Origin of the sequence: Jannaschia sp. W003 (assembly GCF_025144335.1) — a bacterium.
Lineage (GTDB): Bacteria > Pseudomonadota > Alphaproteobacteria > Rhodobacterales > Rhodobacteraceae > Jannaschia.
In genome coordinates, this window is the sequence record NZ_CP083539.1 from 969,457 (window position 1) to 991,314 (window position 21,858).

General features: G+C 71.2%; 21 protein-coding genes. 8 read left to right on the forward strand and 13 right to left on the reverse strand.

From position 1 onward, the window contains the following. Positions 1-6 precede the first annotated feature (6 nt). The 5 genes from rplT (at position 7) to pheT (ending at position 5,873) form a co-directional block, all read left to right on the forward strand. The gene (rplT, locus tag K3554_RS04640; RefSeq protein WP_259944092.1) at positions 7-366 is read left to right on the forward strand and encodes a 50S ribosomal protein L20; all 360 of its coding nucleotides are present in this window, start codon (positions 7-9) and stop codon (positions 364-366) included. Between the two features lie 102 nt (positions 367-468). Then, positions 469-1,146: an SGNH/GDSL hydrolase family protein gene (locus K3554_RS04645; protein ID WP_259944097.1), complete on the forward strand. Its 678-nt coding sequence runs from the start codon at positions 469-471 to the stop codon at positions 1,144-1,146. A gap of 59 nt (positions 1,147-1,205) precedes the next feature. Beyond that, positions 1,206-1,997 carry a TerC family protein gene (locus tag K3554_RS04650; protein WP_259944099.1) on the forward strand — a complete coding sequence of 264 codons (792 nt, stop codon included), beginning with the start codon at positions 1,206-1,208 and terminating at the stop codon, positions 1,995-1,997. Between the two features lie 57 nt (positions 1,998-2,054). Continuing rightward, positions 2,055-3,116, forward strand: coding sequence for a phenylalanine--tRNA ligase subunit alpha (gene pheS, locus K3554_RS04655; RefSeq protein ID WP_259944102.1), 1,062 nt, complete (start codon positions 2,055-2,057; stop codon positions 3,114-3,116). Positions 3,117-3,473: 357 nt separating this feature from the next. Beyond that, positions 3,474-5,873 (forward strand): phenylalanine--tRNA ligase subunit beta, encoded by a 2,400-nt coding sequence (gene pheT, locus K3554_RS04660; RefSeq protein ID WP_259944104.1) that lies wholly within the window; start codon positions 3,474-3,476, stop codon positions 5,871-5,873. Positions 5,874-6,004: 131 nt separating this feature from the next. Here the strand turns inward: pheT and K3554_RS04665 are convergent, their stop codons facing one another. From K3554_RS04665 to K3554_RS04700, 8 genes are all read right to left on the reverse strand, one after another. Further along, positions 6,005-7,147, reverse strand: a complete 1,143-nt coding sequence (locus K3554_RS04665) for a phenylacetate--CoA ligase family protein (protein ID WP_259944107.1) — start codon at positions 7,145-7,147, stop codon at positions 6,005-6,007. Further along, the gene (locus K3554_RS04670; protein WP_259944109.1) at positions 7,144-8,124 is read right to left on the reverse strand and encodes a phosphatase domain-containing protein; all 981 of its coding nucleotides are present in this window, start codon (positions 8,122-8,124) and stop codon (positions 7,144-7,146) included. Before K3554_RS04670 ends, K3554_RS04665 begins: the two co-directional genes overlap by 4 nt. A 188-nt stretch (positions 8,125-8,312) precedes the next feature. Next, positions 8,313-8,597, reverse strand: a complete 285-nt coding sequence (locus K3554_RS04675) for a DUF6958 family protein (protein WP_259944112.1) — start codon at positions 8,595-8,597, stop codon at positions 8,313-8,315. Then, positions 8,594-9,148 carry an RNA 2',3'-cyclic phosphodiesterase gene (gene thpR / locus K3554_RS04680; protein WP_259944114.1) on the reverse strand — a complete coding sequence of 185 codons (555 nt, stop codon included), beginning with the start codon at positions 9,146-9,148 and terminating at the stop codon, positions 8,594-8,596. Before thpR ends, K3554_RS04675 begins: the two co-directional genes overlap by 4 nt. Further along, positions 9,145-9,609 carry a VOC family protein gene (locus K3554_RS04685; RefSeq protein WP_259944115.1) on the reverse strand — a complete coding sequence of 155 codons (465 nt, stop codon included), beginning with the start codon at positions 9,607-9,609 and terminating at the stop codon, positions 9,145-9,147. Before K3554_RS04685 ends, thpR begins: the two co-directional genes overlap by 4 nt. After that, the gene (locus tag K3554_RS04690) at positions 9,606-10,457 is read right to left on the reverse strand and encodes an ABC transporter ATP-binding protein (protein ID WP_259944116.1); all 852 of its coding nucleotides are present in this window, start codon (positions 10,455-10,457) and stop codon (positions 9,606-9,608) included. Before K3554_RS04690 ends, K3554_RS04685 begins: the two co-directional genes overlap by 4 nt. 95 nt (positions 10,458-10,552) lie before the next feature. Beyond that, the gene (locus tag K3554_RS04695; RefSeq protein WP_259944118.1) at positions 10,553-11,845 is read right to left on the reverse strand and encodes an ABC transporter substrate-binding protein; all 1,293 of its coding nucleotides are present in this window, start codon (positions 11,843-11,845) and stop codon (positions 10,553-10,555) included. 85 nt (positions 11,846-11,930) lie between these two features. Further along, positions 11,931-13,007 carry a branched-chain amino acid ABC transporter permease gene (locus tag K3554_RS04700; protein WP_259944120.1) on the reverse strand — a complete coding sequence of 359 codons (1,077 nt, stop codon included), beginning with the start codon at positions 13,005-13,007 and terminating at the stop codon, positions 11,931-11,933. A gap of 68 nt (positions 13,008-13,075) precedes the next feature. On the opposite strand from K3554_RS04700, the gene K3554_RS04705 reads away from it, so the two are divergent. Further along, the gene (locus K3554_RS04705) at positions 13,076-13,399 is read left to right on the forward strand and encodes a hypothetical protein (protein ID WP_259944122.1); all 324 of its coding nucleotides are present in this window, start codon (positions 13,076-13,078) and stop codon (positions 13,397-13,399) included. Positions 13,400-13,423: 24 nt separating this feature from the next. On the opposite strand, the gene K3554_RS04710 is transcribed toward K3554_RS04705, so the two are convergent. The 5 genes from K3554_RS04710 to K3554_RS04730 form a co-directional block, all read right to left on the reverse strand. After that, a complete protein-coding gene (locus tag K3554_RS04710) occupies positions 13,424-14,413 on the reverse strand; it encodes a branched-chain amino acid ABC transporter permease (RefSeq protein WP_259944125.1) in 990 nt (329 codons plus the stop codon). Next, positions 14,406-15,659 (reverse strand): PD-(D/E)XK nuclease family protein, encoded by a 1,254-nt coding sequence (locus tag K3554_RS04715; protein ID WP_259944131.1) that lies wholly within the window; start codon positions 15,657-15,659, stop codon positions 14,406-14,408. Before K3554_RS04715 ends, K3554_RS04710 begins: the two co-directional genes overlap by 8 nt. A gap of 88 nt (positions 15,660-15,747) precedes the next feature. Next, positions 15,748-16,206, reverse strand: coding sequence for a hypothetical protein (locus K3554_RS04720; RefSeq protein ID WP_259944133.1), 459 nt, complete (start codon positions 16,204-16,206; stop codon positions 15,748-15,750). Between the two features lie 131 nt (positions 16,207-16,337). Continuing rightward, complete coding sequence (locus tag K3554_RS04725; RefSeq protein ID WP_259944136.1) at positions 16,338-17,153, reverse strand: ABC transporter ATP-binding protein; 816 nt, start codon at positions 17,151-17,153, stop codon at positions 16,338-16,340. Positions 17,154-17,174: 21 nt separating this feature from the next. Continuing rightward, the gene (locus K3554_RS04730; protein WP_409197335.1) at positions 17,175-19,145 is read right to left on the reverse strand and encodes an AMP-binding protein; all 1,971 of its coding nucleotides are present in this window, start codon (positions 19,143-19,145) and stop codon (positions 17,175-17,177) included. Between the two features lie 147 nt (positions 19,146-19,292). On the opposite strand from K3554_RS04730, the gene K3554_RS04735 reads away from it, so the two are divergent. After that, the gene (locus K3554_RS04735) at positions 19,293-21,173 is read left to right on the forward strand and encodes a PAS-domain containing protein (RefSeq protein WP_259944141.1); all 1,881 of its coding nucleotides are present in this window, start codon (positions 19,293-19,295) and stop codon (positions 21,171-21,173) included. Then, positions 21,170-21,856, forward strand: a complete 687-nt coding sequence (locus tag K3554_RS04740; RefSeq protein ID WP_259944144.1) for a response regulator transcription factor — start codon at positions 21,170-21,172, stop codon at positions 21,854-21,856. The genes K3554_RS04735 and K3554_RS04740 overlap by 4 nt, the downstream gene beginning before the upstream one ends. Positions 21,857-21,858 lie beyond the last annotated feature (2 nt).

Here is a 21,858-nt window from a genome sequence, read left to right on the forward strand (position 1 = left end):
TAGCACATGTCCCGAGTCACCTCCGGCAAGGTCACCCATGCCCGCCACAAGAAGGTCCTGAAGGCCGCGAAGGGCTACTACGGCCGTCGCAGCAAGACCTTCCGCACCGCCACCCAGGCGGTCGACAAGGCCAACCAGTACGCCACGCGCGACCGCAAGGCCCGCAAGCGCGACTTCCGCGCCCTGTGGATCCAGCGGATCAACGCCGCCGTGCGCGCCCACGACGGCGAGATGACCTACTCGCGCTTCATCAACCTGCTCACGAAGTCGGGCATCGAGGTCGACCGCAAGGTCCTTGCCGACCTCGCCGTGCACGAGCCCGAGGCCTTCGCGGCCATCGTCGACCAGGCCCGCGCCGCGGCCTGATCCGCCGCCGCCGCGTCGATCCACCGAGGGGCCGCCCATGGGGCGGCCCCTTCGCGTTCCGCGCTCCCTTGCCTCGCCGCGCCCCGCGCTAGGTGCCACCGGATGCGCATCCACCTCGCCGCCCTCCTCGCCCCCGCCCTCCTCGTCGCCGCCTGCGTCACCTCCGCGCCGCCCGACCAACGCGCGGTGCTCGCCGTGGGCGACAGCGTGCTCGCCTGGAACGACGGACGGGGCGTGCCTGAGGTGGCCGCCGCCGCGCTCGGCCTGCCGGTGGTGGACGCCACCCAGTCCGGCGCGTTCCTGCTGAACGACAGCGGCGTCGTCGGCCTCACCGACTTCAGCATCCAGCGCCAGTGGGCCGCGAACCGGGGCCGCTGGGCCTGGGTGATCCTGGACGGCGGCGGCAACGACCTGCGCGGCGACTGCGGCACCCCTGCCGAGGTGGCCACCACCGACGCCCTGATCGCCCCGGACGGGCGCACCGGCGCGATCCCCGCCCTGATCGCGTCGATCCGCGCCACCGGCAGCCGCGCCGCCTTCCTGGGCTACTACGACGACATCGTGGGCCGCCGCACCGGCTTCAGCGCCTGCGCTGGGGCCTTCGACCGCATCAACGCCCGCGTGGCCCGCCTCGCCGCCGCCGACCCGGGGCTGATGTTCCTCGACGCCGCCGAGGTGATCGACCCGCGCGACGCCGCGCTCTACGACGCCGACGCCGTGCACCCCTCGCCCGAGGGCTCGCGCCGCATCGGCGCCGCGCTGGCCGCCCGGATGCGCTGACGGGAACCGCCCCCCGGGCGCCGCGTTGCCCCCCGGCAACCACGCCGGACCGCCACCCCATGCTCGACCTCCTCGCCTCGCCCGACGCCTGGGCCGCCTTCCTCGCGCTCGTGACCCTCGAGATCGTGCTGGGCATCGACAACCTGATCTTCATCTCGATCGTCGCCGGCAAGCTTCCCGAGGGCGCCCGCGACCGCGCCCGCAAGATCGGCATCGGACTCGCCCTCGTGCTGCGCCTCCTGCTGCTCGCCGCCATCGCCTGGATCGTGGGCCTGACGCAGCCCGTATTCGACCTCGGCATCCAGGGCGCGCCGGGCGCCTACGGCGAGCCGACCTTCGACACCGCCTTCTCGTGGCGCGACCTGATCCTCATCGCCGGCGGCCTGTTCCTCACCTGGAAGGCCACCTCCGAGATCCGTGAGAAGCTCAACCCCCACGAGACCGCCACCGGCAAGCCCCGCGCCGGGACGGCGGCCTTCGGCACCGTGCTGTTCCAGATCATCATCCTCGACCTCGTGTTCTCGATCGACTCGATCCTGACGGCCGTGGGCATGACCGACGAGCTGCCGATCATGGTCGCCGCCGTGGTGATCGCCGTGGGCGTCATGTTCGCCGCCTCCGGCCCCGTGATGCGCTTCGTGCAGGCCAACCCCTCCGTCGTGATGCTGGCCCTCGCGTTCCTCCTGATGATCGGCATGGTGCTGATCGCCGACGGCTTCGGGCGCCATGTCCCGAAGGGCTACATCTACTCGGCCATGGCCTTCGCCGCCCTCGTCGAGGGGCTGAACCTCCTCGCCCGCCGCCGCAACCGCAGGCTCGCGGCCAAGCACGACGCCGCGCCGGCGGGGTAGTTGCGCGCCCCCCCGGCGCGGGCTAGTCCGGCCCGCGCCACCGGAGGGGGACGCTTCATGGACCTGCGCGAGAAATACCTGGCCCGCATCGGCGAGGCCGCCGACGAGGCCGCGCTGGAGTCGGTGCGCGTCGAGGCCGTGGGCAAGAAGGGCGAGGTGGCCCTCAAGATGCGCGAGCTGGGGAAGATGACCCCCGAGGAGCGGCAGGAGGCCGGCCCCCGCCTTAACGCCCTGAAGGACGAGATCAACAGCGCCATCGCCGCCCGCAAGGCGGCGTTGGAGGACGCCGCCCTCGAGGAGCGCCTCCGCTCCGAGTGGCTCGACGTGACCCTCCCCGTGCGCCCCCGCCGCGAGGGCACGATCCACCCCGTCAGCCAGGTCACCGAGGAGGTCACGGCGATCTTCGCGGACATGGGGTTCAAAGTCGCCGAGGGCCCCCAGATCGAGACCGACTGGTACAACTTCGACGCCCTCAACATCCCCGGGCATCATCCCGCGCGCGCCGAGATGGACACCTTCTACATGGCCCGCAAGGAGGGCGACAACCGGCCCCCCCACGTCCTGCGCACCCACACCTCGCCGGTCCAGATCCGCGCGATGGAGAAAGAGGGCGCGCCGATCCGCGTGATCTGCCCGGGCCGCGTCTACCGCGCCGACTACGACCAGACCCATACGCCGATGTTCCATCAGGTCGAGGGGCTGGCGCTGGACCGGGACATCTCCATGGCCAACCTCAAGTGGTGCCTCGAGGAGTTCTGCCGCGCCTTCTTCGAGGTCGACGGCATCGAGCTGCGCTTCCGCGCCTCGCACTTCCCCTTCACCGAGCCGTCCGCCGAGGTGGACATCCGCTGCTCTTGGGAGGGCGGGACGCTGAAGCTCGGTGAGGGCGACGACTGGCTGGAGATCCTAGGGAGCGGCATGGTCCACCCCAAGGTGCTGCGGGCGGGCGGGATCGACCCCGACGAGTGGCAGGGCTTCGCCTTCGGCATCGGCATCGACCGCCTGGCGATGCTGAAGTACGGCATTCCCGACCTGCGGGCGTTCTTCGACAGCGACCTGCGCTGGCTGCGGCACTACGGGTTCGGAGCGCTCCAGGCGCCGGCGCGACACGCGGGGTAGGGGCTAAGTAATGAACCGCATCCTTTTCTCGGCGCTCGCGAGAGCGGGTTCTTTCCGTTGGGACGCTAAATCCAAACTTTGGACACGGCATAAGATTGCTGGCGGAAGTCTCGGATCAGCCGGAGCGATATACCTACTCGGAAAGGTATTTGGCATATCAGCCGTCGCCCACAGTTCCGGTGCTCTGATTTTGACGGGCTCTGCGGGTTATATCGCAGGCACATTAATTACGGGGCTATTAGTCTGGATAATCTTTCCGATATTGATCGTCGTGGGATTGGTGGCGCTCTTTTGGGGGCGAATCTCCTCAGCTTTGAGGGGCATTAGGTTCAAACTTTCTAGTGGAGACGGATCACAATGAAATTCACCCTCTCCTGGCTCAAGCGCCACCTCGACACCGACGCCTCCGTGGACGCCATCGCCGAGGCCCTCACCGACCTCGGGCTGGAAGTGGAAGGCATCGAGGACCGCGCCGCGCGCCTGCGCGACTTCCGCATCGGCCGCGTCACCGACGCCCGGCCCCACCCCGACGCCGACCGCCTGCGCGTCTGCACCGTCGAGACCCACGCGGGCACGAAACAGATCGTCTGCGGCGCCCCCAACGCCCGCGCCGGCATCACCGTGGTCGTGGCCGAGCCGGGTACCTACGTCCCCGGCATCGACACCACCATCCAGGTCGGCAAGATCCGCGGCGTCGAGAGCCACGGCATGATGGCCTCCGAGCGCGAGATGGAGCTGAGCGAGGAGCACGACGGCATCATCGAGCTGCCCTCCGGCGAGGTCGGCCAGCGCTTCACCGACTGGCTGGCCGAGAACGACCCCGCGGTGGTCGACCCCGTGATCGAGATCGCCATCACCCCCAACCGCGGCGACGCGCTCGGCGTGCGCGGCATCGCCCGCGACCTCGCCGCCCGCGGCCTCGGCACGCTCCGCCCGCTGCCCGCCACCGAGGTGGACGGCGCGTTCCGCAGCCCCGTGAAGGTCACCATCGACGCGGACACGGCGGACGGCTGCCCGCTGTTCTGCCTGCGCACCATCCGCGGCGTGCGCAACGGTGCCTCGCCGGACTGGCTGCAGGCGCAGCTCCGGGCGGTCGGCCTGCGCCCGATCTCGTTCCTCGTCGACGTCACCAACTGGTTCACCCACGACCTGAACCGCCCCCTCCACGTCTTCGACGCGGCCCTCCTGCAGGGCGACCTGCGCGTGCACCGCGCCGCGGGCGGCGAGCGGGTCGAGGCGCTCGACGACAAGACCTACACCCTCCCCGAGGGCGCCATGGTCATCTCCGACGACGCCGGCCCCCAGAGCATCGCTGGCATCGTCGGCGGCGCCCCCACCGGGGTCACCGAGGGCACCGTGGACGTGGTGGTCGAGAGCGCCCTCTGGGACCCCGTGCAGATCGCCGGAACGGGCCGCGCGCTGAAGGTGAACTCGGACGCCCGCTACCGCTTCGAGCGCGGCGTCGACCCGGCCTTCGCGCCCGAGGGTCTGGACCGCGCGGTCCGCATGATCCTCGACCACGCCGGCGGCGAGGCCTCGGAGATGGTGGTCGCGGGCGGCGTCCCGGACGTGGCCCGCAGCTACGCCCTCGACACCGACCGGGTCGAGAGCCTCGTGGGCATGAGCATCCCCGCCGCCGAGCAGCGCGCCACGCTGGAGGCACTCGGCTTCCGCATCGAGGGCGAGGCGCCCAAGCTCACCGCCCACGTGCCCACCTGGCGCAGCGACGTCGGAGGCGAGGCCGACCTCGTGGAGGAGGTCGCCCGCATCGCCTCGCTCACGAAGCTCCAGGGCCGGCCCCTCGCGCGCCCCGCCGAGGTGCTGCGCCCCGTGCTGACGCCCGCCCAGCGCCGCGAGCGTCTCGCCCGCCGCACGGTCGCCAGTCTCGGCTACGACGAGTGCGTCACCTACAGCTTCATCGACGCCGAGGCCGCGACGCTCTTCGGCGGCGACCCGGAGGCCTTGCGCCTCGAGAACCCCATCTCGTCGGAGATGAGCCACATGCGCCCCGACCTCCTGTCGGGCCTCCTGCGCGCGGCCGCGCGCAACCAGGCGCGGGGGGCGGGCGGCTTCGCGCTGTTCGAGGTCGGGACGGCCTTCTCGGGCGGCGAGCCGGGCGAGCAGGGCCTGCAGGTCGCCGGCCTCCTGGTGGGGCAGGGGCCGCGCGACATGCACGGCGGCCGCCGCGCGCCGGACGCCTTCGACGCCCGCGCCGACGCCGAGGCCGCGCTGGCCGCCCTCGGCGCGCCCGCCGCGCAGGTCATGCGCGGCGCCCCCGACTGGTTCCACCCCGGCCGCTCCGGCACGATCCGCCTCGGCCCGAAGCGCGTGCTCGCCGCCTTCGGCGAGCTGCACCCCCGCGTCCTGAAGGCGCTCGACGTGCGCGGCCCCGCCGTGGCCTTCACGGTCCACCCGGACGCCGTGCCCTTCCCCAAGGCCACCGGCACCGCCCGCCCGGCGCTGATCCTCAGTGACCTGCAGGCCGTGGAGCGCGACTTCGCCTTCGTGGTGGACGAGAGCGTCGAGGCCCAGGCGCTGGTCAACGCGGCGAAGGGCGCCGACAAGGCCCTCATCACGGACGTGCGCGTGTTCGACGAGTTCGTCGGCGGGTCTCTGGGCGAGGGCCGCAAGAGCCTCGCCATCGCCGTGCGGCTGCAGCCCCGGGAGGCCACGCTCACCGACAAGGAGATCGAGGCGGTGGGCGCGAAGGTGGTCGAGAAGGTGCGCAAGGCGACCGGCGGCGAGCTCCGCGGTTAGCGCGGGAGCGAGGGACCGGTCCCTCGCGCTCCCCGAGGTATTTTCGGCCAGAGGAAGGCGGCTATCCTCATCTTGCCTGAAATACCTCGGGGGAGGCCCGTCAGGGCCGGGGGCAGAGCCCCCTCCGACCGTCAGCCGTAATCCCGCCGGTCCTCGATCACGACGCCGTCGTTCGGCAGACCGTCCACCCGCTCCACCCGGCCCTTGAGCTTCAGCGTCTCGGCCACCGAGGCGGCCCAGGCGCCCTCGTCGCCGCCATCGGCTTCGACCTGCACCGTCATCGCATCCATCTCGCCCTCGCGGTCCACCACCACGCGGGCGGCGCGGACCTCCGGATGCCGGGCCACGAAGGCGGCCACCTGCTCGGGGCGCACGAACATGCCCTTGATCTTGGCCGTCTGGTCGGCGCGGCCCATCCACCCCTTGATGCGCATGTTGGTGCGCCCGCACGGGGACTGCCCCGCCATCGCCGCCGACAGGTCGCCGGTGGCGAAGCGCAGGAGCGGGTAGTCGGGGTTGAGGGACGTCACCACGACCTCGCCCACCTCGCCCTCGGGGACCCGATCGCCGGTGCCGGGGCGGACGATCTCCACGACGACCCCCTCGTCCACGATCATGCCCTCGATCGCGGGGCTCTCGTAAGCGATGTTGCCGAGGTCGGCGGTGGCGTAGCACTGGAGGCAGGCGATGCCCCGGTCCGCGTATTCCTGCCGGAGCGACGGGAACAGCGCGCCGCCCCCCACCGCGGCCCGCACGATGCCGAGGCGCTCGCCCATCGCATCCGCGCGGTCGAGGATCACCTTCAGGAAGTCGGGCGTGCCCGCGTAGGCCGTCACCGCGAGGTCGGCGGCGGCGCGCACCTGCAGCTCGGTCTGGCCCGTGCCGGCGGGCACCACCACGGCGCCCACGGCGCGCGCGCCGCTCTCGAACATGTGGCCCGCAGGCGTCAGGTGGTAGCCGAAGCAGTTCTGCACCACGTCCGTCGTGCCGATCCCGCAGGCATGGAGGAAGCGGCCCATGCGCCAGTAGTCGTCCGCCATGCCGCCGGGCTCGTAGATCGGGCCGGGCGACTGGAAGATGTGGCTCACGTTGCGCGCCCGCACGCCGCCGAAGGGCCGCTCCGCCGCCTGCCGCTCGGCCAGCGCGGCCTTGCGCAGCACCGGCTGCGCGGGCAGGGCGTCCAGCCCCACACCGTGCAGCTCCCGGCACGCGGCGTCCTGCGCCGCCCGCCGCGCATCCGCGGAGCGTGTTTCGAGGTCGTCGTAGTGGCTCATGCGAGTCCCCATGTCTTCAGTGCGCCGTTGAACGAGGGCCCGTGGTGGCACGGCACGCCCGCCGCCTCGATCGCCGCGATGCAGTCGGCGTCGTCGCCCGAGGCGCCCGGCACCGACTCGCGCAGGGCGACGCCGCGGACGCGGCCGGGATGGCGCTCCACGGCCTCGCGGTAGACCTGCGCGTCGTGCTGCCCGGTGTCGCCCATAAGGAAGGCCGGCAGCCGCGGGTTGGCGGCCATCAGCACGTCGATGGCATGACCCTTGTGCAGCCCGTGCGCCTCCGAGAAGCCCTCGTCGGTGATGCCGAGGTCGCGCAGGAACTTCGGCCCGCGCGGGATGCCGAGGTGCGAGAACAGCGTCTCCAAGAAGTGGTGCATGTTCCACGGGGAGGACGAGACGTAGAACACCGGGTTGCGCTCCTCGTCCGACATCGCCTCCAGCAGGTGCACCGCGTCGCCGAAGGCCGCCCGCGTCAGCGCCGAGCCGGTGAACGTGGTCCACAGGTTGCGCGCGAGGCTGTGGGCGCCGGTCTCGACCACCGTGTCGTCGATGTCCGAGATCACCATGTGCGTGGCCTCGGGCCCCGGCACCAGCGCGGGAAAGGGCACCGGCTCCTGTCCCTCGATGGCGACCGGCACGATGGTCCACCCCGGCGAGAAGTCTCCCGGCACCGTCAGGCGCACGTAGCCTTCCGCGTCCGAGATCGCCTCGGCCCCGCCGCCGCGGACGTGCACCCCCTCGACCTCGTCGGTGACGAACAGCCCCACCATCTGCTTGAGGTTCTCCCAGACGTGCTGGGTCTCCTCGGGCTGCGCGCGGCGCAGCTCGGTCAGCACGCGCCCCCGCAGCACCACCCCGTCGGGCGTGGCGTAGCCGTAGTAGGGGTCGAGAACGGGCTGGTCGTCGGGGCGGTCGCCGATGCGCTCGAGGCCGCCCTCGATCAGGCGGGCGGCGCGGAGGGCGAGTGGCTTGAGCATGGGCATCTCCGGAACGGTCTCGACACGGGCAACGGGCGGGAGCCGGAAGGGTTGCGCCGGCGGCTCCGCATCGCAGCATACCACGCTTCCGGGCCCCCTTCGCCCCATCCCGGCCGGAAACCGCAGTCCCGGGGCCGGGGGCGGCCCCGCACGCGCGGCGCGCGCGCGGATGGCGGGCGCCGCGCCCGTCACGGCAGCGCCAGCCGCACCGGCGCGCGGCCCGAGCGTGCGACCTCGCCGCGCACCTCCAGTTCCAGCCGCACCGTGGTCATGTGCCAGCCCACCGATCCCATCGCCGCGCGGTCGGACGCCGAGAGCCGCGCCGCCGCCGCATCGGCCAGCGCCATCGCGCCGCGCTCGCCGTCCGCCAGCTCGGCCAGGATCGCGGCCCGGCAGGCTTCGAACTTCCACGCGGGGATCCGGGTGGTGCCGGGGTTGTTCGGCGTGCGGCACAGGACGCGCTCCCCGGTCACGCCGCCACGCCCAGCGGATAGGTGGCGAGCGGCTCGTAGACGGGGCCATCGGGCGTCAGCGTCGAGGCCCAGAGCACCGCGGCCCGCGCCTCGGCCGGGGGCAAGGCGGGGGCGCCGAGGCCCGCCAGCGCCTCGGGCAGGCGGGTCGCGTCCGGGGGCGCGACGCGGGGGAAGCGCACGAGCGTCACGTGGGGGCGGAAGCGCTCGCGCGGCAACGCGATGCCGGCGGCACGGGCGGCGCCGCGCACCCGATCGCGCAAGGATGCCAGGGCGGGCGCCGGCTCCACGTCGAGGGCCACAAGCCGGAACTGGCCCTTCGCGGCCCCGAACACCGCGTAGCCGGTCGCCCGCAGGGGCACCGCCGCGGCGGGGCGCGCCTCGAGGGCCGCGTGCATCGCCTCCAGCCGCGCCTCGGGCTGGTCGTCCAGGAAGGCCAGCGTCAGGTGCAGGTCGTCCACGGGCACGGAGCGCCCGCCGGGGATCGCGCCTTGCGCGCGCACGAGGGGCGCGATCCAGGCCTCGGGCACGGGCAGGCCGACGAAGGCCCTCATGCGCCCTCGTAGGCCGCCTCGAGGCGCGCCATGTCGATGCGCCCCATCTCGCCGAGCGCGGCGAAGGCGCGGCCCAGCCCGGCGCCGTCGCCGGTGCGCACCAGCGCCATCCATGCCTCGGGCACGATCTGCCAGGACACGCCCCAGCGGTCGCGCAGCCAGCCGCAGCGCCCGGGCTCGCCGCCGTCCGCGCAGAGCGCGTCCCACAGGCGGTCGGTCTCGGCCTGATCCGCGGTCGCCACCGCGATCGAGGCGGCGTCGGTGGGCGGATGCCCCGGCCCGCCGTTCAGCGCCTGGAACGGCGCGCCGGCCAGCTCGAACAGCACGAGAAGGGGCGGACCATCGGGACCTGCGCGCACCTCCTCCACGATCCGGCTGCCCGGCAGGAGGGAGACGTAAGTCCGCGCGGCCACGTGGCCCTCCGCCTCGAACCACAGGCAGGTGGCGGCGCGCGCGGTCACGCCAGCCAGCGCTTGCGGCGGCGATACGAGCGCACGTCGCGGAACGACTTGCGGCCCTCGTCGCTCATGCCGAGGTAGAACTCCTTCACGTCGGGGTTCTCGCGCAGGGCGGCGGCCGCGCCGTCCATCACCACGCGGCCCGACTCCAGGATGTAGCCGTAGTGGGCGAAGCGCAGCGCCACGTTGGTGTTCTGCTCGGCCAGGAGGAAGGTGACGCCCTGCTCCTCGTTGAGGCGCTTCACGATGCCGAAGATCTGCTCCACGAGCTGCGGGGCGAGGCCCATCGACGGCTCGTCGAGCAGGATCGTCTCGGGGCGGCTCATCAGCGCACGGCCGATGGCGCACATCTGCTGCTCGCCGCCCGAGGTGTAGCCCGCCTGGGAGGTGCGGCGCTCGCGCAGGCGCGGGAAGTACTCGTAGACCATCTCCAGGTCCGCCTTCACCTTCCGGCCCCCGTCGCGGCGGGTGTAGGCGCCCGTGAGCAGGTTCTCCTCGACGGTGAGGTGCTCGAAGCAGTGGCGCCCCTCCATGACCTGGATCACGCCGCGCGAGACGAGGTCGGCGGGCGCGAGATCCTGGATGCGCTCGCCGCGGTAGGAGATCGTGCCCTTGGTGACCTCGCCGCGCTCGGAGCGCAGGAGGTTCGAGATGGCCTTCAGCGTGGTGGTCTTGCCCGCGCCGTTGCCGCCCAGGAGGGCCGTGATGCCGCCCTTGGGGACGCTTAGGGAGACGCCCTTCAGTACCAGGATCACGTGGTTGTAGATCACCTCGATGTTGTTGACGGCCAGCAGCGCCTCCTCGGGGGCCGGCTCCGCGTCGGGGGCGGGGGCGTTCGCGGTGTCGAGCATGGGGCGGTCCTCCGGGCGGTCTCGGCGCTGCCCCTCCGCGGGGAGGGGCAGGGCGGAGACGCCCCCGGCCCGGGTGGGGCCGGGGGCGCGGGGGATCAGCTGTCGCAGCCGGGCGTGATGCCGGACTCGGCGGCGTAGGCAGCCGAGTCCTCCTCGATCAGCGGGTCGATCACCGAGCGGTCGGGCTCGATGTAGTCGGTGAGCGTGGTCCACTCGCCGGCCGAGGCGTTCCACTGCTGCACGAGGCCCTGGCCCGAGCCGCCGTGGTTCTCGCAGGAGACCGAGAACTCGGGGCCGATGTTCGGCATGCCCAGCTCCTCCATGCGCGCGGCGGTGATCTCCAGCGCCTCCATCCCGTCGCGCATCTGCGCAGGCGTGATGTCGGAGACGCCGTGGATCTCCTGCGCCTTGCGGATCGCCTCGGCGGCCAGCATGGCGGCGTACATGCCGCGGTCATAGAGGACCGTGCCGACGTTCGAGCCGTCGCCCGCCGCCATGCCCGCCTCGTGCACGTGGGTGCGGATGTCGTCGTAGACCGGCAGCGCCTTGTCGATCTTGGTCATGGCGAGGGCCTTGTAGCCGTCGGCGGCCTCGCCCGCGGGCATCACGTCCTGCTCGGAGCCGGCCCACCAGTTGCCGATGAACTGGTCCATGGGATAGCGGATGTTGGCCGCCTCCTGGATGGCGACCTGGTTCATCACGCCCCAGCCCCACATCAGCACGTAGTCGGGCCGCTCGCGGCGGATCTGCAGCCACTGGGACTTCTGCTCTTGGCCGGGGTGGTCGACGGCCAGCGTGGTCAGCTCGAAGCCGTGCTTGGCGCCCAGCTCCTCGAGCGTGCGGATCGGCTCCTTGCCGTAGGCCGAGTTGTGGTAGATCAGCGCGATCTTCTTGCCCTCGAGCGAGCCGCCGTTCTCGTCGAGCAGGTGGTTCACGGCGATCGAGGCCGCGTCCCAGTAGTTCGCGGGGTAGTTGAACACGTTGCGGAACACCTCGCCGTTGGCGGCCGAGGTGCGGCCGTAGCCCATCGTGTGCAGCGGGATGCCGTCGGCGGTGACCTTGGGGATCAGCTGGTAGGTGATGCCCGTGGACAGGGGCTGGTACACGAGCGCGCCCTCGCCCTTGGTGCTCTCGTAGCACTCCACGCCCTTCTCGGTGTTGTAGCCCGTCTCGCACTCGACGATGCGGATCTCCTCGCCGCCGATGCCGCCGTCGCGGGCGTTCAGCATGCGGAAGTAGTCCTGGTAGCCGTCCGACACGGGCGTGCCGTTGGCGGCGTAGGGGCCGGTGCGGTAGCTCAGGTCGGGGATGACCAGGTCGGCCAGCGCCGGCGCGGCGGCGAGCATGGCGGCGACCGTGGCGGCGCCCAGCTTGGTGGTGGTCTTCATTCGTCTCTCCCTTGTTGTGGTCTCGCGGGGCCGACCGGCCCCCGTCGCGGGGTGTCTCCCCCGCCTCCCTTCGCGGCCCGCCCCCTCAGTGGGGGAAGGGCCACAATCTCAGCTTCTCCTTCGTGAGGCGCCAGAGCTGCGCCAGGCCGTGGGGCTCCAGGATCAGGAACAGCACGATCAGCGCGCCCACGATCACGAGGTTCAGGTGCGACACGATCGCGGTGGGCCAGCCCAGGAGGTCCACGCCCACGATCTTCAGCGCCACCGGCAGCAGCACCAGGAACGCCGCCCCGAGGAAGCTCCCCAGGATGCTCCCCAGCCCGCCGATGATCACCATGAAGAGCACCAGGAACGACTTCTGGATGCCGAAGGCCTCGCCCACCTCGACCGCGCCGAGATAGACCGTGAAGAACAGCGCCCCGGCGATGCCCACGAAGAAGCTCGACACGGCGAAGGCGGTCAGCTTCGCGCGCAGGGGGTTCACGCCGATGATCTCGGCGGCAATGTCCATGTCGCGGATCGCCATCCACTGGCGCCCCTGCGCCCCCCGCGTGAGGTTGCGCGCCACCCAGGCGAGGGCCACCACGAACAGGAGGCAGAACAGGTACTGCGCCCAGGGCTCCGTGGCGGGGCCGGTGACGGCGACGCCGAACAGCTCGCGCTCGGGCGCGTTGATCTGCCCCGAGGCCGAGTAGTTGTAGAACCACGGCACCTTGTTGAAGAGCCAGACCAGGAAGAACTGCGCGGCCAGCGTGGCGACGGCCAGGTAGAAGCCCTTGATCCGCAGGCTCGGCAGGCCGAACAGCACGCCCACGGCGGCGGTGATAAGGCCGGACAGCAGCGTCACGGTGATCATGTCCATCCACTCGAACGCGGTCATCAGCTTGTAGGAGGCGTAGGCCCCCACCGCCATGAAGCCGCCCGTGCCCAGCGAGACCTGCCCGCAGTAGCCCGTCAGGATGTTCAGCCCGAGCGTGGCGATGGCGTAGATCAGGAACGGGACCAGGAAGGCGTTGGCCCAGTAGTCGGTGACGAGGAACGGGACGACCAGGAGCGCCACGGCCAGGATCGCCCAGTAGCCCCAGCGGTCGAAGCGGATCGGGAAGGTCTGCGCGTCGTCGTGGTAGTTGGTCTTGAAGTCGCCGGCTTCACGATAGAGCAAGGTTTTCCCTCCCAGGGTCGGTTTGGGGATTCACCCCGGCGATGCTATGTAAGGCGAGGAGGCCTTCGATGAGCGACTTCGAGGACAAGGTGCTGGGAATGCTGGGCGGGATCGTCCAGCGGCTCGACGGGTTGGAGCAGCGGCTCGACAGGGTTGGGCAGCGGCTCGACGCCATCGACGGTCGGCTCGACCGGATGGACGACCGCTTCCGCGCCATCAACGCCCGCCTCGACGAGCAGGACGCCCAGCTCGACCGGCTGCACAGCAAGATGGACCGGGTGCAGACCGTGTCGCTCGCGGCCTCGCAGGCCGCCGAGCAGGCGCTGTCCACGCTCTCGAACCTCTCGCGCCGGGTGGGCCGGCTGGAGAACCCGGACCCCGACGCCGCCTGAACGGCGCCGCGCAGTGCGGTGCCCTCAAACCCGCTCAATGATCCGCTCCCCGAACAGGCCCTGCGGGCGGAACACCAGGAACACCAGCGCCAGCACGTAGGCGAACCAGTTCTCGGTGGCCCCCCCGAGATAGGGCGCGCCGATCGCGAACTCGAACAGCTTCTCGCCCACGCCGATGATCAGCCCGCCCACGATGGCGCCGGGGATCGACGTGAAGCCCCCCAGCATCAGCACGGGCAGCGCCTTCAGCGCGATCAGCGACAGCGAGAACTGCACGCCCGACTTCGCGCCCCACATGATGCCGGCCACCAGCGCCACGAAGCCCGCGATCGACCAGACCAGCACCCAGATGAAGTTGAGCGAGATGCCCACCGACAGCGCCGCCTGGTGGTCGTCGGCCACCGCGCGCAGCGCACGGCCCTGCTTGGTGTACTGCGAGAAGGCCACCAGCCCCAGCACGAGGAGCGCGGCGATCACGGTGGCCACGATGTCGAGGTTGTCGATGAAGAAGCCGTAGCCGAAGGCGTCGAACGTCGCGGTGTCGATCCACTCGTTGATGCCCTGGGGCAGCCCGACGTCCAGCGTCTTGATCTCCGAGCCCCACATGAGGTCGGCCACGCCTTCCAGGAAGTAGGCGAGGCCAATGGTCGCCATGAACAGGATGATCGGCTCCTGCCCGACGAGGTGGCTGAACACGTAGCGGTTCACCAGCCAGGCGAAGAGGGCCATCACCACCACCGTCAGCAGGATCGCCAGAAGCGCGGGGGCGTGCCAGCCGAAGTGGTGGATGTCGGTGCCGAAGGTCGCGTTGATGAGATGCGAGAAGGGCACCTGCCCGTTCTGGATGCCCACCAGGGTCATCGCCGCGAAGAGCGCCATGACGCCCTGGGCGTAGTTGAAGATGCCGCTCGCCTTGAAGATCAGCACGAAGCCCAAGGCCACGAGCGCGTACATCACCCCCGCCATGAGGCCGTTCAGCGCGACCTCCATTCCGAAAAGGAGCTGGTCAGGCATGGGGGGCTACCTCTTTGGGCGCAGGGGGGTCGTACTTCGCGTCGAGGATGCTCGCGAGGCTCTGGAGGTACTCGAGCATTTCGGCGAAGCGGGTATTCGTGAGCGGTGCGCAATCGGTCTTGTGGAAGAAGTTTGCCAGTTGCTGACCGTCCCAATCACGCGGTTCGGCGTAATCCCACGCTGGCCAGTGCTCCACCGTTTTGACGTCGATTTCCGCAGCTACGAGAAGTCCGTCGATCTCGTCGCGAGCGTCGCAAGGGGCTCCCTTGCTGGCCTGCGGGGCGTTGATGCCGACCACGACACTCCGCCGGCCGGTCGCATCGGGTGAGAATCCGATGGAGCAGTTGGCTGGCCAGCGCGGATTCCGGAACATTAGGCAGGAGTACATCTCCCACCCGAACTCGGACAGCCGGAAGGCACTGCGGTCGATCCGCCGCCGGGTAAGGTTCCGCTTCTGCTCCAGGATTTCGTAGCCTTGCGGAAGGGCCTCGATGATCGCCTGCCCCAACCGGTCGGTCATCCAGTCTCGGACGTGATTCTGGTCCGCGACGATCGCGGTAACGATCCTTGCCGCCGAGGGGTCGTCGTCGAGCCGCGACCTGATTTCGCCCTGCAGCGGATCCATCGACCGCGTCCTCCCGCCAAAGCGTCGTTCCAAGTGGTCCACCACGTCGCGGACGAGCACCTCCGCTCGGTACGCCTTCACGGCTGGAATCGCTCCCTCGAGGCACTCCGCGAACGAATGCTCGCTTCCGACGAAGGGCATGTGGACGTAGTGACCGAGCGCCTCGCCTCCGTCCTCTACGTCCCACTGGCTGAGGAAGACGAGGCGTGTGCCCTTGCCCCGGATCGTGGCGAGGAACTCGGCATAGCGTTCGAGTTGCCGGTGTCCGAGACCGGACCAAGGCTTGTTCTCGATCACGACGGTCGCGTCGGGCATCTCCAGCAGGATGTCGATGCGTCCGTACGCCGTCGTGTGCTCGGTCCGTACCGTGCAGGCCTCGCTTCGCTTCCGCTCCCTCAGCCCGAGCCTCCGCAGGAACGCGTTGAGGAAGAGCGGCCCCTGGCCATGCGCACCCCGCGGGTCGAGCAGCATCGCGAAGGTTCGGCTCAGCTGCATCTCGCTGTCGCCGAGCACGTCGAACATGGACAGGTGGGGCGCGCCGAACAGGACCTCGCCCGCCCGCTCGGCGTCGAGGCGGGGCAGGGCGGTCTTCAGGTCGTCGATGAATGCCAGATCGTTCATCGATGACACGTGGGGGCCGAGTGACCTGCCCCTCCGATGCCCGGGAGGAGCAGGTCGTTCGGGCCATGCCCGAACGCGTGGACGTGGATCAGTAGGGCAGCGGCTTCTCGGGCGAGCCGATGTCGCGGTCGAGCGCCGGTTGCGGGTCGCGGAAGGCCGAGGTGCCCCCGTCGATGCCCGGGTTGGGGCCCGTGGCCGCGGGGCAGGTGCAGGCGGCCAGCAGCTCGTTGGCCTTCTCGGAGCGCTCGCCGGCGGGCACCGCCTCCAGCGCCGACTTGGCGGCGCGCAGCCCCCAGTCGATGTCGCCGTCCACCCAAGGGGGCACGCGCTGGCCGTCTTCCGTCTTCTCCGCGCCGCGCGCGTTGCGCGACTGGTGCGCCACCCGCTTGAACGCGCCCAGCACCGCCTGCCGCTCGTTGATCCGCAGCTCGTCCAGGTCCTCGGGGCGGAAGCACTCCAGCCGCTGGATCGTGAAGTCGGGCAGTCCGCGGTCCTCGCCCAAGGCGTCGGCAAGCGTGCGCTTCACCCAGTCGTGGTGATTGCTCATGGTCGGCTCCTCTCGTGTTCAGGGGAGCCAACGGGCGCGGGGATTCGAGGTTCCCGCCACGGTGCCCGTCCGTATGCACGGGGGGTGTACGGGGGGTGCACGGGGGGCGCCCCCCCGATCCGGGGCGCCGATCAGTCATGCGCGACCCCGAGATACGCGTCGATCACGTCCTGGTTCGAGCGCACCTCGTGGGGCGTCCCGTCGCCGATCTTCTTGCCGTAGTCCATGACGACGACCCGGTCCGAGAGGTCCATGACCACGCCCATGTCGTGCTCGATCAGCGCGATGGTGGTGCCGAACTCGTCGTTCACGTCGAGGATGAAGCGGCTCATGTCCTCCTTCTCCTCGACGTTCATGCCGGCCATCGGTTCGTCAAGCAGCAGGAGCGACGGCTCCGCGGCGAGCGCGCGGGCAAGCTCCACCCGCTTCTTGAGGCCGTAGGGCAGGCGTCCCACCGGCGTCTTGCGGATGTGCTGGATCTCCAGGAAGTCGATCACCCGCTCCACGGCGGCGCGGTTGGCGACCTCCTCGCGGCGGGCGGGCCCCCACCACACGGCCTGCTGGAGCATGTTGGCGCGGGTGGTGTTGAGCCGCCCCGTCATCACGTTGTCGAGCACGGTCATGCCCTCGAAGAGCGCGATGTTCTGGAACGTACGCGCGATGCCCTGGCGGGCCACCTCGTAGGGCTTCAGGGGCGCGCGCCGCTCGCCGCGGAACCACACCTCGCCCTCCTGCGGCACGTAGAAGCCCGAGATGACGTTGAGCATCGAGGACTTGCCGGCGCCGTTGGGGCCGATGATCGCGCGGATCTCGCCCTCGCGGATGTCGAACGAGATGTCCTTGATCGCCTCCACGCCCCCGAAGCGCAGGGTGATGCTCCGCAGGTCGAGGACCGTGCCGCCGATGGTGCGCCCGTCGGCGGTGGTGGTGGTGGTCGCGTCAAGCATGAACGGTCTCCCTCGCGCGGCTCACTCCGCCGCCTCCACCTGCATCTCCGGCGAGCGCGGCTCCACCGGCACCACGGCGGCATCGCACAGCTCCAGCGTCGCGCGGATCGTACCGCGGCGGCCGTCCTCGTAGGTCACCGCCGTCTCGGTCGAGACCCGCGCCTCGCCCGCGTAGAGCGCCGCGATCAGGTCCGCGTACTTCTCCTCGATGGTGCGGCGCTTGACCTTCTGGGTGCGGGTCATCTCGTCGTCGTCGGCATCCAGCTGCTTGTGCAGCACCAGGAAGCGGTGGACCTGGCAGCCCGAGAGCATCGGGTCCTCGGCCACGGAGCGGTTCACCGCCTCGACGTGGGCGCGGATGGTGTTCAGCACCTCGGGATGCTGCGACAGCTCCTGGTAGGAGGCGTAGGCGATGTTGTTGCGCTCGGCCCAGTTGCCCACCGCCGTGAGGTCGATGTTCACGAAGGCCACGCAGCGGTCGCGGCCGTTGCCGAACACCACCGCCTCGTAGATCTCGGGGAAGAACTTCAGCTTGTTCTCCACGTACTTGGGCGCGAACATCGCCCCCGAGGCCAGCTTGCCCACGTCCTTGGCGCGGTCGATGATCCGCAGGTGCCCGGTGTCCGGCTCGATGAAGCCCGCGTCCCCCGTGGCCACCCAGCCCTCGGGGTCCTTGGTGGACGCCGTGGATTCGGGGTTCTGGTAGTACTCCACGAAGCTGCCGGGCGAGCGGTAGAAGACCTCGCCGGTCTCGCCGATGCGCAGCTCCACGCCCGGCGTGGGCGTGCCCACGGTGTCGGACCGCACCTCGTTGTCGCGCTGCTGGGTGATGAAGACGCTCGCCTCGGTCTGGCCGTAGAGCTGCTTCAGGTTGATGCCGATGGAGCGGTAGAAGTCGAACAGCTCCGGCCCGATCGCCTCGCCGGCCGTGTAGCCCACGCGCACGCGGCTGAGGCCCAGCGTGTTCTTGAGGGGGCCGAACACCAGCAGCTCGTTCAGGCGGTACTTGGCCCGGTCCCACGCGGAGACGGGCTCGCCGTCGAGGAGCTTCGGCCCCACCGTCTTGGCGTGGCGCATGGCCCGGTCGAACATCCGCTTCTTGAGCGGGCTCGCGTCCTCCATGCGGATCATCACGTTGGTGAGCTGCGTCTCGAACACGCGCGGCGGCGCGAAGTAGTAGGTCGGTCCGATCTCTCGCAGGTCCGACATGACCGTGGCCGCGCTTTCGGGGCAGTTCACGCAGAAGCCCGTCACCACGGCCTGCCCGATCGAGAAGATGAAGTCGCCCACCCAGGCCATCGGCAGGTAGGCCAGCACCTCGTCGTCCTGGCGCAGGCCGTCGAACTCCGAGGAGGCCTTCGAGGTGGCGACGATGTTGCGGTGGCTCAGCACCACGCCCTTGGGCCGCCCCGTGGTGCCCGAGGTGTAGAGCATGACGCAGGTGGTCTCGGCGTTCTGCTGCGCGAGCCGACGCTCCATCTCGGCGCGGTCCGCCGAGCGGCCCCGCTCGCGCAGGGTCTCCATCGAGGACATGGCCGAGTGGTCGTATTTCCGCAGGCCGCGCCCGTCGAGGTAGATCACGTGGCGAAGGCCTTCGATGCGCTCGCGCACCTCCTCGACCTTGTCGACCTGCTCCTGATCGCCGGCGATCACGAACTTGGCCGAGCAGTGGCCGAGAACGTAGGCGATCTCCTCGCCCACGGCGTCCTGATAGAGCGGCACCGGGATCGCGCCGGCGCACTGGGCGGCGATCATGCTCATGTAGAGCTGCGGGCGGTTGCGACCGATGACGGCGACATGCTCGCCGATCTCGACGCCCAACTCGATCAGCCCGAGCGCCATCTCCTCGATCTCGCCCTTGGCCTCCGACCAGGTCCACTCCTGCCAGATGCCGAATTCCTTCTCGCGGTAGGCCGGCGCGCGGCCGAACGCCGCGGCGTTGCGGGCCAGGAACTGCGGAATGGTCTCGAGATCGCGCGGCGCGGCGGGCATGGCCATCCTCCCCAGGGGCTGGCGGGAGAAGTGGCGCGCGATCCTTGCGAGGGTATTTCCGAACCTTAACGAATTGTAACGGCCTCCGCGCGCCCCGTGGACGGGCCGGGCCGCGGGGCGTAGCGTCGGGTCCCGGGAGGCGCGCGGATGAAGGCCAGCACGGCGGAGCTCACGAAGGCCGGGCTGAACCTGATCGGCCAGGCCCTGTCGATCTACGACGCCGATCTGCGGCTCGCGGTCTCGAACCGCATGTTCCGCGACATGTTCGCGCTGCCAGAGTGGATGGTGCGCCCCGGCGCGCCCTTTGCGGACGGCATCCGCTACCTCGTCGAGCGCGGCGAGTACGGCCCCGTCGCCGACGTGGACGCCGCCGTGGCCGAGCGCGTGGCCCAGGCCCGCGCCTTCGAGCCGCACTATCTGGAGCGTACCCGCCCCGACGGCACCGTGGTGTCCGTGGAGGGCTCGCCGCTGCCGGGCGGTGGCTGGGTCACGGTCTACACCGACATCACCGCGATCAAGGCGCAGGAGCGCCTCCTGCGCGCGCGCTCCGAGGTCCTGTCGGGCGAGCTGCTGGCCCGCGCCGAGGAGCTGGCGGGCGCGAACCGCAAGCTGGCCGCGGCGACAGCCCGCGCCGAGGAGGCCCGCCGCGAGGCTACCGAGATGGCCGCGCGCATCCGCATGACCACCGAGATGCTGCCCGCCCACATCGCCCGCGTCGGCCCCGACCGGCGCTACACCTATTCCAACCGCCGCCTCGGCGCGGTGATGCCCGGCACGCCCGCCGACATCGTGGGCCTGCCCATGGACGAGGTGCTGGCGCCGATCTGGCCCGCGGTGGCGCCCAACATCGAGGCCGCGCTGGCCGGCGAGGAGCGGGTGTTCGAGGTCACCCACGACCCCTCGGGCCGCCGCGTGCGCGTCTCGTTCACGCCCGAGCGCGGCGAGGGGGCGGGGGTCTATGCCCTGTCCATGGACGTCACCGAGGAGGCGCAGGCCCGCGCCGCCGTGGCGCAGGCCGCCGGGCGGCAGGTGGCGGCGCAGCTCACCTCGGGCATGGCCCACGACATCGGCAACCTCCTGACGGTGATCCTGGGGCTGTCGGAGCGCATGGGCGGCATGGACCTGCCCGCGGGCGCCCGCGAGGCGGCGGATGCCATCAAGCTGGCGGCCACGCGGGGCGGCGCGCTGCTCGACCGCATCTCGGGGCTGTCCGGCCCGCGCGACCTGACGCCCCGCGCCGTGGACCTGCGCGCGCTGCTGGCCGAGGTCGCCGCCCTCGCCGGCCCCTCGCTGCCTTCGGGGGTCCGCCTGCGCACCCGCGTCCACGGCCTCGACGAACCGGTGCTGCTGGACCCGGACGCCCTGCGCGACGCGCTCCTGAACCTCGTGCTCAACGCCCGCGACGCGGTGGGCGCCGAGGGCCGCATCGCCGTGGTGGCCCGCCCCGTGCGCGACACCTGGGTGGAGCTGGACGTGACCGACACCGGCTCCGGCTTCTCTGAGGCGGCCCTCGAGCGGGGCGCCGAGCCCTTCTTCACCGAGAAGGGCGAGGATGGCACGGGCCTCGGCCTGTCGATGGTCTACGATGTGGTGAAGCTGGCGGGCGGGCGGATGCACCTCGCCAACGGCCCGCAGGGCGCGCGCGTGACCTTGCGCCTGCCGCTGCGCCAGCCGCCCCCCGGCCTCGCCCCCACGCTGGTGCTGGTGATCGAGGACGCGCGGCACATCCGCGAGGCGGTGCGCGACCGGCTGGTGACCGCGGGGCACGCGGTGCTGGAGGCGGGCGGCGTGGCCGAGGCGCGGGGCATGCTCGACATCCCCGGAATCGGGCTGGTGCTTTCGGACATCATGCTGCGCACCGCCGAGTCCGGCCTCGACCTCGCCCGCGAGGCCGAGGCGGCGGGGCTGCCGGTGGCGCTGATGACCTCGCTGCCCCCCGACGCGCCGCTCTGGCGCGAGGCCGCCGCACGCTGGCCGGTGATCCGCAAGCCGTTCTCGGTCGAGAAGCTCGCGGCGGTGCTGCGATGACCCGCATCGCCGTGCTCGACGACGACCCCGCGATCCGCGCGCTGCTGACCGAGGCGCTGGAGGCCGCCGGCATGGAGGTCGCCGCATTCGGCCGCGCCGACAGCTTCGAGGCGGCCTTGCGCCAGGCCATGCCGGACCTGTGCCTCGTGGACCTCGGCCTGCCCGACCGCGACGGCCTCGGCGTGGTGTCGCGGCTGGCGCTGGAAGGGGGCGCGGCGATCATCATCATCTCGGGGCGCGGCGGCGTGGCCGACCGCGTGGCGGGGCTGGAGCTGGGCGCCGACGACTACGTGGTCAAGCCCTTCGCCCCCGAGGAGATCGTGGCGCGGGTCCGGGCCAGGCTGCGCCGGGCGGCGCCGCCCCAGCGTGCCCGCGCCCGCTTCGCAGGCCACGCGGTCGACTTCGACGCCTATGCCCTGACGGGGCCGAGCGGCACGGCCACCTTCTCCCAGGCCGAGGGCGAGGTGCTGCGCCTGTTCCTGGAGCGCCCCCGCCGCCTCGTCAGCCGCGCCGAGATGCAGGAGGCGCTGGGCGGCGCCGCGGGCGAGAGCTTCGACCGCGCCATGGACGTGCGCGTCAGCCGCCTGCGCGCCAAGCTCGGCGAGGACCCGAAGGACCCGCGGATCATCAAGACGATCTACGGGGCGGGGTACATCTTCCTGCCCGAGGTGGACTGGGAGTGACG

What these genes read in the sequence shown, in the direction of transcription:
- K3554_RS04695 (WP_259944118.1), bottom strand. Translation starts at nt 11,845, where the DNA reads ATGAAGACCACCACCAAGCTGGGCGCCGCCACGGTCGCCGCCATGCTC.
- K3554_RS04735 (WP_259944141.1), top strand. Translation starts at nt 19,293, where the DNA reads ATGAAGGCCAGCACGGCGGAGCTCACGAAGGCCGGGCTGAACCTGATC.
- K3554_RS04650 (WP_259944099.1), top strand. Translation starts at nt 1,206, where the DNA reads ATGCTCGACCTCCTCGCCTCGCCCGACGCCTGGGCCGCCTTCCTCGCG.
- K3554_RS04730 (WP_409197335.1), bottom strand. Translation starts at nt 19,145, where the DNA reads ATGCCCGCCGCGCCGCGCGATCTCGAGACCATTCCGCAGTTCCTGGCC.
- K3554_RS04725 (WP_259944136.1), bottom strand. Translation starts at nt 17,153, where the DNA reads ATGCTTGACGCGACCACCACCACCACCGCCGACGGGCGCACCATCGGC.
- K3554_RS04690 (WP_259944116.1), bottom strand. Translation starts at nt 10,457, where the DNA reads ATGCTCGACACCGCGAACGCCCCCGCCCCCGACGCGGAGCCGGCCCCC.
- K3554_RS04740 (WP_259944144.1), top strand. Translation starts at nt 21,170, where the DNA reads ATGACCCGCATCGCCGTGCTCGACGACGACCCCGCGATCCGCGCGCTG.
- pheT (WP_259944104.1), top strand. Translation starts at nt 3,474, where the DNA reads ATGAAATTCACCCTCTCCTGGCTCAAGCGCCACCTCGACACCGACGCC.
- thpR (WP_259944114.1), bottom strand. Translation starts at nt 9,148, where the DNA reads ATGAGGGCCTTCGTCGGCCTGCCCGTGCCCGAGGCCTGGATCGCGCCC.
- K3554_RS04645 (WP_259944097.1), top strand. Translation starts at nt 469, where the DNA reads ATGCGCATCCACCTCGCCGCCCTCCTCGCCCCCGCCCTCCTCGTCGCC.
- K3554_RS04705 (WP_259944122.1), top strand. Translation starts at nt 13,076, where the DNA reads ATGAGCGACTTCGAGGACAAGGTGCTGGGAATGCTGGGCGGGATCGTC.
- K3554_RS04720 (WP_259944133.1), bottom strand. Translation starts at nt 16,206, where the DNA reads ATGAGCAATCACCACGACTGGGTGAAGCGCACGCTTGCCGACGCCTTG.
- K3554_RS04665 (WP_259944107.1), bottom strand. Translation starts at nt 7,147, where the DNA reads ATGAGCCACTACGACGACCTCGAAACACGCTCCGCGGATGCGCGGCGG.
- K3554_RS04715 (WP_259944131.1), bottom strand. Translation starts at nt 15,659, where the DNA reads ATGAACGATCTGGCATTCATCGACGACCTGAAGACCGCCCTGCCCCGC.
- K3554_RS04710 (WP_259944125.1), bottom strand. Translation starts at nt 14,413, where the DNA reads ATGCCTGACCAGCTCCTTTTCGGAATGGAGGTCGCGCTGAACGGCCTC.
- K3554_RS04670 (WP_259944109.1), bottom strand. Translation starts at nt 8,124, where the DNA reads ATGCTCAAGCCACTCGCCCTCCGCGCCGCCCGCCTGATCGAGGGCGGC.
- rplT (WP_259944092.1), top strand. Translation starts at nt 7, where the DNA reads ATGTCCCGAGTCACCTCCGGCAAGGTCACCCATGCCCGCCACAAGAAG.
- pheS (WP_259944102.1), top strand. Translation starts at nt 2,055, where the DNA reads ATGGACCTGCGCGAGAAATACCTGGCCCGCATCGGCGAGGCCGCCGAC.